This is a genomic window from Pseudomonas sp. AB6 (assembly GCF_034314105.1).
Classification (GTDB): domain Bacteria; phylum Pseudomonadota; class Gammaproteobacteria; order Pseudomonadales; family Pseudomonadaceae; genus Aquipseudomonas.
Genome location: NZ_JAVIWJ010000001.1, coordinates 3,763,989 through 3,779,012, shown reverse-complemented (window position 1 = coordinate 3,779,012; position 15,024 = coordinate 3,763,989). Strand labels below are relative to the sequence as shown.

At 56.2% G+C, this 15,024-nt stretch carries 15 protein-coding genes; 5 read left to right on the top strand and 10 right to left on the bottom strand.

Features of this window, described 5'->3' with window-relative positions:
- Window positions 1-11: 11 nt before the first annotated feature.
- From RGW60_RS17870 to RGW60_RS17860, 3 genes are all read right to left on the bottom strand, one after another.
- The gene (locus tag RGW60_RS17870) at window positions 12-446 is read right to left on the bottom strand and encodes a YkgJ family cysteine cluster protein (RefSeq protein ID WP_322167008.1); all 435 of its coding nucleotides are present in this window, start codon (window positions 444-446) and stop codon (window positions 12-14) included.
- Window positions 447-564: 118 nt separating this feature from the next.
- Entirely contained in the window at window positions 565-1,929 is a 1,365-nt protein-coding gene (locus RGW60_RS17865) for a DUF3482 domain-containing protein (protein WP_322205823.1), read from the bottom strand.
- A complete protein-coding gene (locus RGW60_RS17860; protein WP_322205822.1) occupies window positions 1,922-3,301 on the bottom strand; it encodes a DUF2868 domain-containing protein in 1,380 nt (459 codons plus the stop codon). The genes RGW60_RS17865 and RGW60_RS17860 overlap by 8 nt, the downstream gene beginning before the upstream one ends.
- An 88-nt stretch (window positions 3,302-3,389) precedes the next feature.
- On the opposite strand from RGW60_RS17860, the gene RGW60_RS17855 reads away from it, so the two are divergent.
- Both RGW60_RS17855 and RGW60_RS17850 read left to right on the top strand, forming a co-directional pair.
- Window positions 3,390-3,908, top strand: coding sequence for a dihydrofolate reductase (locus tag RGW60_RS17855; RefSeq protein ID WP_322205821.1), 519 nt, complete (start codon window positions 3,390-3,392; stop codon window positions 3,906-3,908).
- Between the two features lie 141 nt (window positions 3,909-4,049).
- Entirely contained in the window at window positions 4,050-5,105 is a 1,056-nt protein-coding gene (locus RGW60_RS17850; RefSeq protein WP_322205820.1) for a haloacid dehalogenase-like hydrolase, read from the top strand.
- Between the two features lie 146 nt (window positions 5,106-5,251).
- On the opposite strand, the gene ilvD is transcribed toward RGW60_RS17850, so the two are convergent.
- The 4 genes from ilvD to RGW60_RS17830 form a co-directional block, all read right to left on the bottom strand.
- Entirely contained in the window at window positions 5,252-7,099 is a 1,848-nt protein-coding gene (gene ilvD, locus RGW60_RS17845) for a dihydroxy-acid dehydratase (RefSeq protein ID WP_322205819.1), read from the bottom strand.
- A 285-nt stretch (window positions 7,100-7,384) separates the two neighbouring features.
- Entirely contained in the window at window positions 7,385-8,047 is a 663-nt protein-coding gene (locus RGW60_RS17840; protein WP_407074099.1) for a TIGR04211 family SH3 domain-containing protein, read from the bottom strand.
- A 226-nt stretch (window positions 8,048-8,273) separates the two neighbouring features.
- Complete coding sequence (locus RGW60_RS17835; protein WP_322205817.1) at window positions 8,274-9,470, bottom strand: class I SAM-dependent rRNA methyltransferase; 1,197 nt, start codon at window positions 9,468-9,470, stop codon at window positions 8,274-8,276.
- An 87-nt stretch (window positions 9,471-9,557) separates the two neighbouring features.
- On the bottom strand, window positions 9,558-10,097 hold the full coding sequence (locus RGW60_RS17830; RefSeq protein WP_322205816.1) for a type 1 glutamine amidotransferase domain-containing protein: 540 nt from the start codon (window positions 10,095-10,097) through the stop codon (window positions 9,558-9,560).
- A gap of 197 nt (window positions 10,098-10,294) precedes the next feature.
- On the opposite strand from RGW60_RS17830, the gene RGW60_RS17825 reads away from it, so the two are divergent.
- From RGW60_RS17825 to RGW60_RS17815, 3 genes are all read left to right on the top strand, one after another.
- The gene (locus tag RGW60_RS17825; RefSeq protein ID WP_322205815.1) at window positions 10,295-11,161 is read left to right on the top strand and encodes an HDOD domain-containing protein; all 867 of its coding nucleotides are present in this window, start codon (window positions 10,295-10,297) and stop codon (window positions 11,159-11,161) included.
- Window positions 11,162-11,192: 31 nt separating this feature from the next.
- A complete protein-coding gene (gene mutM / locus RGW60_RS17820; RefSeq protein ID WP_322205814.1) occupies window positions 11,193-12,005 on the top strand; it encodes a bifunctional DNA-formamidopyrimidine glycosylase/DNA-(apurinic or apyrimidinic site) lyase in 813 nt (270 codons plus the stop codon).
- A 122-nt stretch (window positions 12,006-12,127) separates the two neighbouring features.
- Window positions 12,128-12,460 (top strand): multidrug transporter, encoded by a 333-nt coding sequence (locus tag RGW60_RS17815; RefSeq protein ID WP_322205813.1) that lies wholly within the window; start codon window positions 12,128-12,130, stop codon window positions 12,458-12,460.
- Window positions 12,461-12,475: 15 nt separating this feature from the next.
- Here the strand turns inward: RGW60_RS17815 and RGW60_RS17810 are convergent, their stop codons facing one another.
- The 3 genes from RGW60_RS17810 to RGW60_RS17800 form a co-directional block, all read right to left on the bottom strand.
- On the bottom strand, window positions 12,476-12,727 hold the full coding sequence (locus tag RGW60_RS17810) for a YfhL family 4Fe-4S dicluster ferredoxin (protein WP_259101132.1): 252 nt from the start codon (window positions 12,725-12,727) through the stop codon (window positions 12,476-12,478).
- A gap of 82 nt (window positions 12,728-12,809) precedes the next feature.
- The gene (gene coaD / locus RGW60_RS17805) at window positions 12,810-13,289 is read right to left on the bottom strand and encodes a pantetheine-phosphate adenylyltransferase (RefSeq protein WP_322205812.1); all 480 of its coding nucleotides are present in this window, start codon (window positions 13,287-13,289) and stop codon (window positions 12,810-12,812) included.
- Between the two features lie 96 nt (window positions 13,290-13,385).
- The gene (locus RGW60_RS17800) at window positions 13,386-14,987 is read right to left on the bottom strand and encodes a GMC family oxidoreductase (protein WP_322205811.1); all 1,602 of its coding nucleotides are present in this window, start codon (window positions 14,985-14,987) and stop codon (window positions 13,386-13,388) included.
- Window positions 14,988-15,024 lie beyond the last annotated feature (37 nt).

Sequence of the window (15,024 nt, the reverse complement as noted above, 5' to 3'; positions counted from 1 at the left end):
GGTGATTCTGATCAAAAAATATACAGAGTGTTATCGACCGGTTTGCGCTCCGGGGTCTTCGGTACATATGCACAATACCCAGGCCGCGGCCCGATTTTCGGGTGATTGCGGCAGGTGTCAGGGCGTTGTTCGTAGATCGTGCACAAACGGCTCTTACGGTCCAGGTACAGGCAATCATTGTTGCTCATGCGCTGTAAGGTAAAAATCCCGAGCTTCTGGTTATAGCGTTCGACGATCCCTTCTTTTTGCAGGCGCTTGGCAATGTTCTTCGGCGGATCGCCACGCTCGAATTCGTCAACCACACCAATGCGGATCAAGTCCTTGATTTTTACTTCCACCGGCAACGTACAGCAGCTGGAAATGCAGCCACCACACATGGTGCTGGAGTATTTGGCCCAGGTATCGATTCGGTCGATTTCTGCGGCGGCGATCAGTGTGGGTTTCATGTGCTTACATTTCCGGGTGTATCGGGCGCGCGATGATACCGGTGGTTGCGCAATTCGCGTAAGCAAAAATTAAATGACCGACTGTCGGTGGGCATGTCTCACGCGGGCAAGTGCGGTCCTACAAAGCTGACGCTAGCAATTCAATCTGCTCCTGCCTCTGCGCTTGGCTCAACCGCGAATGCGGATTCAGCGTCGACCATTGTGGATGGGCTCTTGCCTTTTGAAGCGTCAGGGGAAGTTTGCCATCTCGCCAGCTCTTGTCCTGTGGCGCGGTCAGCTTAATGCTCGTCATGGCAGCATGACCACGCCCGGTAAGTGCTTGCAGCAGTTGCCGCTGGCGTAGGGCGAGCAGCCTCAGCACCGCATCGTCGACCGTTAGCTCGCGTTTGCCCTTGAGCTTGCCAATCAGACGTCCTCCGTAACTGCGGGCCGTTTGCAGTGCGCCTCCGGCAATCGCCCCCGCCAGCGCCGCGACGCCCAGCGTTAAACCGCCTAACAATAAATCGACGCTAGCCCCGGCGGCGGCACCTGCGGCGATTCCGCTGCCTACGCGGACACCCAGAACCTTCAGAGTTTCTGGATTGAACAAGTCATCACTCCAACGCCCATCCAGCAGCGGCACATCAATAGTCGTCGCATCCTGGGGGCGGAATGCATACAGTTTGAGCAGTGCATCGACGCAGCGTTGCTCGCGTTGACGCACCGCTTTGCGCAAGTCGTCGATGGCAGCCTGTTCCAGACCTGAGCCAATGACGACGCTCCGTCGACAGGCGGCGCAATCTATCAACAGTTCGGCAATCAGCCTCGCCGCACTGTGCTGACGAGCCAGTCGTTGCGCTTGCTGATCAAGGATAAGTCGTTCCAGTTGATCTCTGGAGTTTTCCAGTAGCAGCGCGAGGCTTTCATACAGCCGACGTTCGCCATCTTCCGGTGGCGCTACGCTGTCGAACCTCACTAAAGCATGCAAGCCCAGCCTTGCCAGAGCGTCGCGCCACTCGACTTCGCGGTGTTCGGCGCTGCTCACGAAATTCAACACCGGCAGCAATGGTTTGCCGCAACTCGCCAGCACGGTCAATTCGTCTCGGTATTTCGCCAGCACCGGTTCGCGAGCGTCGATAACATACAGCCCAGCATCAGAAGTCAGCAGTTGGCGCAGTACCTTGGCCTCTTGTTCGAAGCGCTGTCGGGCTTCGCTACCATCAAGAAACCGAGCCAAGCGCGCAGGCCCATCAAGACGCTCACCGGGACGGTCCAGACGCTCCAGGTAGTCGAGCAGGGCGATGGCGTCTTCGAGCCCTGGCGTGTCATAAAGCTCCAGCAATGCCTCCCCATCTACTGACAGTCGGGCGCCTTCGACGTGTCGAGTGGTACTCGGGCGGTGCGACACCTCTCCGAAGCCGACGTCTCGGGTCAAGGTTCGCAGCAACGAGGTTTTGCCAACATTGGTGTGACCGACCACTGCAAGCGTAAGCGTTTTAGTCATGGCCGGTCTCCAACCAATTCAGCGGTGAGCTGTTGGAGTAGCTAATGGCGAGTGAGTCCAGCGCTAAATGCCAGTCGTCCAGGCGTTCGACGTCCAGTGTCTGGCCTTGCGGTGCCTGCAGCAACCAAACCCGAGTTGCGCCGGCAGAGCGCGCCAGTTCAGCGATTAGCGCCAGGCTACCTCGGTCTGGTGAGCGGCGCGGATCGCAGGCGATAACCAAGCGCGCAACGGGAAAACGAATGAGCTGATCGAGTAGGTTCTGCCGGGATTCACGGCTGTCCAGAATACCGGCGTTACTGACGGTCCCGGATAACGCCGGTGGCCATGGGTGTTGTTGGTCCAGTTCGATGGCGACCAGCAGTAAGCCTTCGCTGACCAGGGCCATTGTATTTGCTGGCACGCTAGGAAGATGCTCTGGCGCTACGTCGTGGATACCCAGGCGCTCGCTGCTAGGCATTAACTGTTCGCGCAGATTGGCATAACCGGGCAGTGTCAGATCAAGACCGAGTGCAGCACGACCTCGATACCAATGCCACACGCACATCAATGCCAACAGTAGTCGTGGGAATATTCCATATACCAGCAGCACCCCTACCAGCCATGCCGCCCAAGCCTGGCGTACGCTGTCGATGCTTGACGCGTTATCGCCACTGGCTCGAATCATTGCTTCGGTCGGCACATTGAAGCCCAATAGTGCTGGGATTGTTCCTAGAAACCAGGTCATGCTGACGAAAGTATCGCTGCCTAGAATAGTGGTTTCCCACACAAAGCCGTAACGACGGGTTGCCATCAGAAGCAGTAAAAGTCCCAGCGCGCTGCACAACGCTAGCAACCATGCACCGTTGATTACTATGCCCAGAGCCCAGCGATTCAGGCGTTGGCGTTGCAGTAACAAAATCAGCGCCGGGACCAATTGTGCGGCCTGGGCGTCTCGGGCAAGTTTTTCACTTAACCACAACCATAGTCGGCCAAGGCTGGCGGTGCTTCCCCCCGCGAAGACCATGCCCAGCGCCCAACTCGACAGCAGAATCAGATTCAGCCCGAGCAAACTGCCCAACGCCCAGAAGACATTCACCGGCGTTTGCCCGTTGCCCAGCGCTGCGAACGCCAGGCCGGCGCCGCTGATGACAACAACAACGGCCAGTAGCAGCAGTGCTAGTCGCGCGCCTTGTTTCCAGTGATGCAGCGCGCCAACTAGACCATCGCGCTCGGCTAACCACAGCGCCCGGTTCGTGATGCGAGTTGTCAAATCTCCAGCAGTAGCGCGGGCGCGGCGATTGGCTTCACTGTCTTCCAACAGCCCTGCTTGTTCTTCGCGCAGGCGTACGGTTTCGGTCAACCACAGGGTATCCATAGAGGTCAGAGCAGTCACACGCAGTTCCGTCAAAAAATTCAGTGCTGAGCATAACCTCTGTGGCCGGGCTCAGGGCAAGCGCTGTGCTTCTGCTATTCTCGCGCTCATGAAAACTTATCTGCCCCTCAGCCTGATTGCAGCCCTCGGTGAAAACCGCGTGATAGGCGTCGACAATTCCATGCCCTGGCATTTGCCTGCGGATTTCAAATATTTCAAGGCGACCACCTTGGGTAAGCCGATCATCATGGGTCGCAAGACTTGGGATTCACTTGGTAGGCCACTGCCGGGACGGTTGAATCTGGTGGTCAGTCGCCAGCGCGATTTACAGCTTCAAGGCGCGGAAGTGTTTGCTTCGCTGGACGCTGCCGTCGTGCGTGCCGAGCAGTGGGCACTGGAGCAGGGCGCAGCCGAAGTGATGCTGATCGGCGGGGCGCAATTGTATGCGCAAGGCTTGGGGCAGGCGGACCGTTTGTACCTTACCCGCGTGGCCCTGAGCCCCGATGGTGACGCGTGGTTTCCCGAATTCGATAGGGCGCAGTGGACGCTGGTCTCGAACACCCAAAGTTCGGCGCTGGATGACAAGCCGGCCTACAGTTTTGAAGTATGGGAGCGCACTAAGGGCTAACTAAGAACCTGAAATCGCAGGCGGCATCGCTTTTAATTGTTATCAACATGACGTCGTCGAAACACAAGTGGTCGCGGGTAAACCTGATATGTCATGAGATTTTGTTACGGTCAGTGCTTAATTAAAAAAGGGGACGCCGTTATGAAGCTCGTGCCGAAACTATTTGCTGCTGCACTAACGTTGGGACTTGCCAGCCAGACTTTCGCTACCGAGTTGACCCATTGGCCTGCCGCCCAGGCCAAGCAACTCAACGCCATGATCGAAGCCAACGCCAACAAGGGCAACTTTGCCGTGTTCGACATGGACAACACCAGCTATCGCTACGATTTGGAAGAAGCGCTATTGCCGTTCATGGAAAACAAAGGACTGATCACTCGTGAAACCCTCGACCCTTCCCTTAAGCTGATCCCCTTCAAGGACACGGCGGATCACAAGGAAAGCCTTTTCAGCTACTACTACCGTCTGTGTGAAGTTGACGACATGGTCTGCTACCCGTGGGTTGCCCAAGTATTTTCCGGTTTTACCCTCACCGAACTCAAAGGTTACGTCGATGAGCTGATGGCGTCCAGCAAACCGGTACCGAGCACCTATTACGATGGCGACATTGTAAAGACAATCAATGTTGAGCCGCCAAAGGTCTATGCCGGGCAGGCGGAGCTGTACAACAAGCTGATGGAAAATGGTATTGAGGTTTACGTTATGACGGCCGCTTCTGAGGAGCTGGTACGCATGGTCGCGGCGGATCCCAAGTACGGCTACAACGTTAAACCGCAAAACGTCATCGGCGTGAGCACCTTGCTTAAAAATCGCAAAACTGGCGAACTCACGACTGCACGCAAACAAATCACAGCAGGCAAATACGACCAGAACGCCAACATGAGTCTGGAGCTGACTCCATACCTATGGACCCCGGCAACTTGGATGGCGGGTAAGCAGGCGGCGATTCTGACCTACATTGATCAGTGGAAAAAACCGGTTCTAGTGGGTGGAGATACCCCGTCAAGCGACGGCTATATGTTGTTCCACAGCGTTGACGTGGCCAAGGGCGGCGTTCACCTGTGGGTCAACCGCAAAGACAAGTACATGACCCAACTCAACGGCATGATGAAATCCAACGCACAAGCCCAAGCCAAAGAAGGTCTTGCAGTGACGGCGGACAAGAATTGGGTGATCGTGAAGCCGCAAGAGATTCAGTAAAGGCGTTGAAGGGCGCAGTGTATCAATGACGCCGCGTCGCTTCATTCATGGGCAAGCCTGCTCCCACAGATTCAATGTCAGGCACAAATGATGTGTCCGGTCCTGATCCTATGGGCGCAGGCTTGCCTGCAAATGGCCGGTTGCGTCTAAGGCATCAACTTATCAAGCATCGCTTTGTCACGAACCGCGCCTTTATCAGCGCTGGTGGCGAGCAAGGCGTAGGCTTTCAACGCCGTCGTCACTTTGCGCGGACGCTTTTCAACCGGCTTCCAGCCTTTGGCGTCTTGCTCGGCACGACGGCCTGCCATTTCTTCATCGCTGATCAACAGGTTGATACCGCGGTTGGGAATGTCGATCAGCACTTTATCGCCTTCTCTTACCAAGCCAATCGCGCCGCCTGCTGCCGCTTCTGGCGAAGCGTGGCCGATGGACAGACCCGAAGTGCCCCCCGAGAAACGACCGTCAGTCAACAGTGCACAGGATTTACCCAGGCCTTTCGATTTCAGGTACGAGGTGGGGTAGAGCATTTCCTGCATGCCTGGACCGCCTTTCGGGCCTTCATAACGAATGATCACGATGTCGCCAGCTTTAACTTCATCCGCCAGAATTCCGCGAACTGCGCTGTCCTGACTTTCGAAGATTTTTGCGGTGCCTTCGAATACATGGACCGACTCGTCAACGCCTGCGGTTTTCACGACGCAACCATCCAGCGCGATGTTGCCGTACAGCACGGCCAAGCCGCCTTCTTGCGAGTACGCGTGCTCGACGCTACGGATACAGCCGTTTTCACGGTCGTCATCCAGGGTTTCCCAACGGGTCGACTGGCTGAACGCCGTCTGCGTCGGAATGCCGGCCGGGCCCGCTTTGAAGAACGTGTGCACGGCTTCGTCGTCAGTCTGGGTGATGTCCCACTTGGCGATGCCTTCGGCCAGGGTCTTGCTGTGTACCGTGGGTAGATCAGTGTGGAGCAGGCCACCACGGGCCAGTTCGCCGAGGATGCTGAAAATTCCACCTGCGCGGTGCACGTCTTCCATATGGTACTTCTGAATGTTCGGCGCGACTTTGCACAGCTGAGGCACTTTGCGCGACAAGCGGTCGATATCCTTCAGATCGAAGTCGATTTCGGCTTCCTGTGCTGAGGCCAGCAAGTGCAGGATGGTGTTGGTCGAGCCGCCCATGGCGATGTCCAGCGTCATGGCGTTTTCGAACGCCTTGAAGTTGGCAATATTACGCGGCAGCACCGACTCATCGTTTTCGTTGTAGTACTGACGGCACAGATCAACGATGGTCCGGCCCGCTTGCAGAAACAGCTGCTCGCGGTCGCTGTGGGTTGCCAGTTGCGAACCGTTGCCTGGCAATGCGAGCCCAAGCGCTTCTGTCAGGCAGTTCATCGAGTTGGCGGTGAACATGCCGGAGCACGAACCGCACGTTGGGCAGGCACTGCGCTCGTATTCGGCGACTTTTTCGTCGCTGGCGTTTGGGTCGGCAGCAATCACCATGGCATCGACCAGATCCAGCCCATGGGCTGACAATTTGGTCTTGCCAGCCTCCATCGGTCCGCCCGAAACAAAGATCACCGGAATGTTCAGGCGCAAAGCAGCCATCAACATCCCTGGGGTGATTTTGTCGCAGTTGGAAATGCAGACAATAGCGTCAGCGCAGTGGGCGTTGACCATATATTCCACGGAGTCGGCGATGATCTCGCGGCTCGGCAGGGAATACAGCATGCCGTCGTGGCCCATGGCGATGCCGTCATCTACCGCAATGGTATTGAATTCCTTGGCAACGCCACCCGCACGCTCGATTTCACGCGCAACCAGTTGACCCATGTCTTTCAAGTGCACATGGCCAGGCACGAACTGGGTAAATGAGTTAGCAATAGCGATGATCGGTTTTTTGAAGTCGGCGTCTTTCATCCCGGTGGCGCGCCACAAAGCGCGGGCGCCGGCCATGTTGCGGCCGTGGGTAGACGTTTTTGAGCGGTAATCAGGCATGGGGCACTCCGGCAAATCAGGTTTCAAGGGGGGGAGAGCTTCTACTGACGTCGCTAAGGCCCGGCAGTGACCGGAAACTGCGATGAAACCGACAACGCTACGGGATCGCCATGCGCGCTCGGTCTGAGCTCATAAACCCGCCGGGGGATGACTGGCGATGAATAGACGCGATTCTACACCTGTGGTGGCCGGAGGGAATGCCGGTGTGCTTTGGGATGCTGTGTGTCTGTGATGACGCCATCGACCAAGCCCGCTTCTACAGGGGGATGAACTACGAACGGCGCATCAAACCCAGCCATCTTTACGCTTGCGGCCGCGGGTCATTGCCGGAATGATTAGACCAATGAGCAGTCCGGCGCCGGCGATGCTGCCGCCGTAGGCCATATAGCGCATTAATACCTGGTTGTTCTCGTCTCCCAGTTTCGCCTGCGAGGTGCGAAGTTCGGATTGTGCGTTAGTCAGCTGCGTATTGAGATCCTTGCTGCGGGCTTCGAGCTCATCGATCAGCTTCTTGCGGGTATCGAGTGTCTCTTGCATGCCCTGAACACGAACCTTCCAGCGGTCATCGATTGTTTTCAACTGCCCGCTAAGGTCGGTCACTTGCTGAGCCAGCTCCGGCAAGCGTTCTGCCTGGCCAGGTACGCTTTGCAGGTCGGCGCTGGGAATCCATACCGTACTGCCACCTTCGCCACGCACTTGGCTGTAGTCACCTTGAGTGTTGATCAATTCAACTTTTCGACCGGACTTGAGCGTACCGACTATGCGGTAGCCGTCGGTCGGGCCGGCGCGCACATAAGTATTGAGGGTGTCACTGACCCAGCGATCGCTGGCTTTAGCATCTTCCGCCTGCGCCAGGCCACAGAGCGAAAGCAAACTTCCAAGTAGGCTGGCCCCAAGGATCAAGCGCTGACGGGCAATATTTACGAAAAAAGGAGTAGGCATTGGCATGATTATCTTTGGTTGGAGAAAAGATAAGGGCGCCGATGGACGGGCCGGTCGCGAAGAAAAAAATCGGGCAGCAAGACCCGTTTAGCCCAACAAAGACACGGCAAATTGTTTCAAGTTCATTCTGGACTGACGTCTGGCTCCATGTGAGGCCAGAAAATTACCGATCAACAGACGCTTCTACGTAACTCATATGCCAATTGTAGAAGCGTGCTGCTTGTCATGTATTTCAGCTATTTGGCAGCAATCGGCAGGTAATGCTTTTGATGTAGCGCGTCTCAGCAATAGCCGGGTGAACCGGGTGATCGGGGCCTTGGCCGCCGCGCTCCAATACTTGGATGTTGCGATCCAAATGGCGGGCGCTGGTCAGGAGGATGTTTTGCAGGTCATCTTCCGGCAGGTGCATGGAACACGAAGCGCTGATCAGGATTCCGTCTTTGCTGAGCAGGCGCATGGCTTGTTCGTTCAGGCGGCGATAAGCGCCTTCGCCGTTTTTCATGTCTTTTTTGCGTTTGATGAAGGCCGGTGGGTCTGCCACGATGACGTCGAAACGCTCTTCGCTGTTTTTCAGTTCCTTCAGGGCTTCAAACACGTCGCCTTCGATGCAGGTGATTTTGTCAGCAAAGCCGTTCAGCGTTGCGTTGCGCTCAACACCGTCCAAGGCAAAGGCTGAAGCGTCAACGCAGAAAACATCGCTGGCACCGAAAGCCGCTGCTTGTACGCCCCAGCCGCCGATGTAGCTGTACAAATCCAACACACGTTTGCCTTTGACGTAGGGAGCGATGCGAGCGCGGTTCATGCGGTGGTCGTAAAACCAGCCGGTTTTTTGCCCTGCAATGACCGGCGCTTCAAACTTCACCCCGTTCTCTTCCAGGGCTACCCACTCCGGCACCAGACCAAAAGCAGTTTCCACGTAGCGGGTCAGGCCTTCGGCGTCGCGGGCGGCGGAGTCATTCTTGAACAGAATGCCGCTTGGCTTGACCACCTGAACCAAGGCCGCAATCAAATCGTCCTTATGTTTTTCCATGGTGGCGGAAGCCAGCTGCACCACCAAGATGTCGCCGAAACGGTCAACGACCAAGCCTGGCAACAGGTCGGAATCACCAAATACCAAGCGGTAATAAGGCTTGTCGAACAGACGGTCACGCAGGGACAGAGCGACGTTCAGGCGATGCACCAGCAACGACTTATCCAGTTGCACCTTGATATCGCGGGACACAAGACGCGCGCAGATCAGGTTGTTGGGGCTCATGGCAACGATGCCCAGTGGCTTGCCGCCAGCGGCTTCCAACTGTGCTTGATCGCCTGCAGCAAAGCCGCTGAGTGGGGTGGCGGCTACGTCGATTTCATTGCTGTAGACCCACAAGTGACCGTTGCGCAAGCGACGGTCGGCGTTGGCTTTGAGGCGCAAGCTAGGCAGGGACATGACGTCGCTCCTGAAAAAAGAGCGAGATTATAACGCGTGATCCCGACTCAGGGCCGGGATCACGGTAATTAACTGGTACAAGCCCGATTATGCCGACAGGGCCTGGATCAGCTCACGGTTAAACGCTGGAATATCGTCGGGCTGGCGGCTGCTGATCCACTGCCCATCCTTGACCACTTCTTTATCAACCCAATTAGCGCCCGCATTGATCAGGTCGTCCTTTAGGGTTTTGTAGCTGGTCATGGTTTTCCCTTTAACCAGACCCGCGGACACCAACAGCCAGCCGCCATGACAGATCACTGCGATCGGCTTGCCTGCCGAATCAGCTTTTTTTACGATCTGCTGGGCATCGACATCAACGCGAATCGTGTCCGAGTTCTGAACGCCACCCGGCAACACAACGGCGTCGTATTGATCAATATCCGCTGACTTGAAGGTCAAATTCACCTCGAAGTCGTCAGCCGGTTTGTCATGGTTCCAGCCTTTTACCTGCCCTTCCTTGGTCGACAGAATTTCGACTTTTGCGCCCGCTTGTTCCAACGCATCTTTAGGGCCAGTCAGTTCGGCTTGCTCGAAACCATTTGTAACTAATATGGCGATGCGCTTACCGCTCAGGGTATTAGACATGGTTTTTCCTCGTTTTTTGGCAGTGATCATTGGTCCCGAGCTAACGTGTTGGCCGTCTTGAGTTCGGTGGCCGAACCCTCAGGAGTCACACTATCCGAAGCATCTCTTTGGTCAAAGTTCCTGCGTTGTGCGCCATCGGTTGCCGACTAAACCCCCGATAGGGTTAGAATCGCCGCCTAGTCAAGAGTATGTATTTTATGCCGCCAGAGCTTACTTCCGAGCAGATTCGACAGGCGCTGCAAGGAATCAGCGTTCCGCCCCAACCGCAAATCATGGTGGATTTGCAGATGGAACAGTACATGCCCGATCCAGATATGGGCGCGATTGGGCGGTTGATTGCGCAAGATCCGGGCTTATCCGGAGCGTTGTTAAAAATCGTTAATTCACCGTATTACGGCCTGCCTCAAAAAATTACCTCGATTGAGCGCGCCGTGAAGGTCTTGGGCGATGGCTCAATCATCAATCTGATCAACGCGCAATCGATCAAGGGCGAGATGAGCGATGAAATCATCGTCACGCTGAATCGTTTTTGGGATACGGCCCAAGACGTTGCGATGACCAGCCTGACGTTGGCCAAACGAGTTGGTTCGCAAGTTGTGGATGAAGCCTACGCGGTAGGTTTGTTTCACGATTGCGGCATCCCGTTGATGCTTAAGCGCTTTCCCGATTACATGAATGTGCTGGAAGACGCGTACGCTAAGGCGGGGCCCAGCTGTCGAGTTGTGGACACTGAGAACGCTGCGTTTAACACCAACCATGCGGTGGTCGGCTACTTCACCGCGAAGTCATGGCGCCTGCCTGAGCACGTGGTTAATGCCATTGCCAATCATCACAACGCCTTGGCAATTTTTCAGAATGACACCGGGGCCGATAGCCAACTGAAAAATTTGTTAGCCATATTGAAGATGGCTGAGCATGTCTGCGAGTCCTATCGAGTACTGGGCAATCAAGGCGAAGACCACGAGTGGGACAGCGTCAGTCACTTGATCCTTGATTACCTCGGGATGTCCGATTACGACTTCGAACACTTGAAAGAGTCCATTCGCGAGCTGAGCGTCCACTAGGTGTCGCTCCCGCTTTCTGCCTAGGTCCCTAATGCCTGAATTACCCGAAGTTGAAACCACCCGCCGAGGCATTGCGCCATATCTGGAAGGGCAGCGCGTCAGTCGCGTGATTGTCCGTGATCGGCGATTGCGCTGGCCTATTCCGGAAGACCTGGATGTGCGTTTATCCGGGCAGCGGATCGTCCTGGTAGAGCGACGAGCCAAGTATCTGCTGATCAATGCCGAAGTCGGGACGCTGATCAGTCATCTGGGCATGTCGGGTAACTTGCGTCTGGTTGAAGCTGGCTTGCCCGCGCTCAAGCATGAACACGTTGATATCGAACTGGAATCGGGGCTGGCCCTGCGCTACACCGATCCGCGTCGTTTCGGCGCAATGCTCTGGAGCCTCGATCCACACAATCACGAGTTGCTAGTCCGCCTTGGCCCGGAGCCGTTGACTGAGTTGTTCGACGGCGAGCGTTTGTTCGAGCGGTCCAGAGGGCGATCAATGGCGGTCAAGCCGTTCATCATGGACAACGCAGTGGTGGTCGGCGTCGGGAACATCTACGCCACCGAAGCGCTGTTCGCTGCCGGGATCGATCCGCGCCGGGAGGCCAAGAGCATCTCTCGTGCGCGATACCTGCGGTTGGCCGTCGAGATTAAACGAATCCTGATCCACGCCATCGAACGTGGCGGTACCACCCTGAAAGACTTTATCGGTGGCGACGGTCAACCCGGTTATTTTCAGCAGGAGTTGTTTGTCTACGGTCGCGGATATAAGCCGTGCAAGGTCTGCGGCAATGAGCTGAAGGACGTCAGGCTTGGCCAGCGCGCGAGTGTGTTTTGCCCTAAGTGCCAGACCTGAGGTGTACTCACAAAAATCGGCAAGTTAGGCGAAATGATATCTGACCGATGCAAACCTTGCGAAACCGACGCTGCTGTTTATAGTGAGCAGCATTCCTACCATAGCGCTTGAAGGATCACGCCATGAGCCCGTTTCGTACCCTTGTTGTTGTCTCGGCTTTCCTATTTGGTTTGCAAGCGCTCCCCGCTCAGGCTCAGCAAGAGCAAAGCGGTGATCTAACCCACGATGTTGAAGCACCTCCCGCCTTCGCCATGATTGGCGATTTGCTGATTGCTCGGCCTTTGTTGATCGCGGCAACCGCCGTTGGCGCAGTGGTGTTTGTTGTGGCACTGCCATTTGCAGCGGCAGGCGGCGGTATCGGTGACGCCGGTAAAGCCTTGGTCGTGGACCCCGGCCGGGCGGCGTTTGCACGCTGCCTGGGATGTACCGGCGTTGGTTACAACAAACGCGAATAACCGCCGCTAGGCGCGTTAGGCTTTGCTGGTCAGAATCAGATATTTCGCCATCAAGTCGTCTTTGCTCTCGACGTGAGCCTCATCCAGTGGGATGCAATCCACCGGGCAGACTTGCTGGCATTGCGGCTCATCGTAATGACCCACGCACTCAGTACACAGGTTTGGATTGATCACGTAGATCTCCTCACCTTGTGAAATCGCTTCGTTAGGGCACTCGGGTTCGCAGACGTCGCAATTAATGCAGTCGTCGGTGATGATCAGGGACATGAAACACTCCTGCCGCGGTCAGCGCCGGGGCATCGGGAAACTAATGCGGCGAATTGTGCCGCATTAGGGTTGTTTCTGCACCTTAGCGTTTGAACCGTTCGGTCAACGCATCGGCGACGGCGGGATGTACAAACTTAGTAATATCGCCGCCCAGTGCCGCAATTTCACGGACTAACGTCGAAGAAATGAACGAATAACGTTCAGACGGGGTGAGGAACAGGCTTTCAACGTCGGGTGCCAATTGGCGGTTCATGTTCGCCAATTGAAACTCATATTCGAAATCTGACACTGCCCGCAGACCACGCAGGAACACATTCGCGTTCTGTTCTTTGGCGAAGTGAGCCAGCAGGCTTGAAAAACCTACGACTTCGACATTGGGTAGATGTTTGGTGACCTCGCGTGCCAGCTCCACGCGCTGTTCCAGGGAAAACAGCGGGTTTTTCTTCGGGCTGGCGGCGACAGCGATGACCACTTGATCGAACAGGCGCGCGGCGCGTTCGACCAGATCGCCATGACCCTTGGTGATAGGGTCGAAGGTGCCTGGGTACAACACTCGGTTCATCGCGTCGTCCTGGTCGGAGTCCTTAGGGAGTCGGATGGTATCGCAGCCATCCCGGTCGGCCAAGTCGGCTTATGGCTAGTGTCGGGTTTTCAGGGCTTACAGGAGCACTGTCTTCAACCGCTCCGCCAACGCCGTCGTCAGTTGTGCGGCCAGTCCGTACACCGAGAGCTGCGGGTTGGCGCCGATGCTGGTGGGAAATAACGAGCCATCGTGAATAGACAGATTGCTCAACCGATGATGTCGTCCAAGGCTGTCGCAAACAGCAGTATCAGCGTCCTCTCCCATGGCGCAACCGCCCATCACATGCGCACTGCCCAGTCGGGTGCGGAAGATTTCCAGGCTTAAGCCATTAATCACTTTTATCGCTTGGGCGAGGGTTTTGACGTAGCCAGTGTCTTCATGCAACGGCATCACCGCCTTCGCGCCGCCTGCAAATTGAATCTCCGCCATGCTTTGATAAGCACGTCGGATGCCGTCCCACGCGTAGGGCGACACCTGATAATCCAGCACTGGCGTCCCGTCACCGCGCAGTTGCACGCTTCCGCCCACGCTGTCGGGGTGAAAGCCATCGCGCATCAAGGCCAGCATCATGTGGGTTTTAGGCAAATGAGCCATGTATTCTGCATTGTCTTGGCCAAAGCTACCCAGCAGAGTGCTAGCCAGTGCGGGTTGTAAGGGTGGCACTTCGAGTTTGTAGGACATCCGTCCAGTTGCGCCATCGAGCCACTGGAAATGGTCGGAATAGATCGATTGTGGTGCACCGTAAAACGGATTGATAACCCGATCAAACTGCGCCGCCGAAAAGCTTGTCAGGTGCAAAAAGGTCCGTTTGCCGACGCGTTTGTGTGGGTCGGGCGCCTCAGAGCGCATCAATAACGCCGGGCTATTGATGCCGCCTCCTGCCAGTACATAATGTTTGGCCTTGACTGTGATACTGCGACCTTTGGGCGTCACGCAGCGCTCATCCATGCCCAGGCATTGCAGGCCTACGACCTTGTCACCCTTGAACATCAGCGTTTCAGCCCGCGCGAGATAGAGCAGTTCGCCGCCTTTGTCCAACGTGGCGGGAATAGTCGTGACCAGCATCGACTGCTTGGCATTGGTCGGGCAACCCATACCGCAGTAGCCCAGATTCCAGCACCCGCGAACGTTGCGCGGAATGATTTTCCAGCTATAACCGAGGTGTTCGCAGCCCGCGCGGATCACTTCATTGTTGGCGTTCGGCGGTAGGCCCCACGGTGCTACACCCAGCCGTTGCTCCATCTTCTCGAACCACGGCGCCATCTGCGCGGCACTATGGCCTTTGACGGCGTGCTGGTCCTCCCAATGGGCGAGCGTCGGCTCTGGCGTGCGAAAACTTGAGGTCCAGTTCACCAGCGTGCTGCCACCCACGGCGCGGCCTTGAAGAATGGTGATCGCGCCGTCTTTGCTCATACGACCAAGGCCTTCCTGATACAGCGTGGAGTAGGCTTGTGCTTCGAGCATTTTAAAGTCGCTGCTGGTTTTTAGCGGGCCTTCTTCGATCAGCAATACCTTATACCCGGCAGCGCTCAGAATCTCTGCTGTTGTCCCTCCGCCCGCGCCACTGCCGATAACCACCACGTCGGCTTCGAGCGTCAGGTCTTTTCCCAGCTTTGCGCCGTTGTAGGTTTTCCAGCCGCGGGCAAGGCCTTCTCGAAACACATCAGGAACCGGCATAAAACCTCTGCTTTTATTCTTATTTTTAACGGGGATG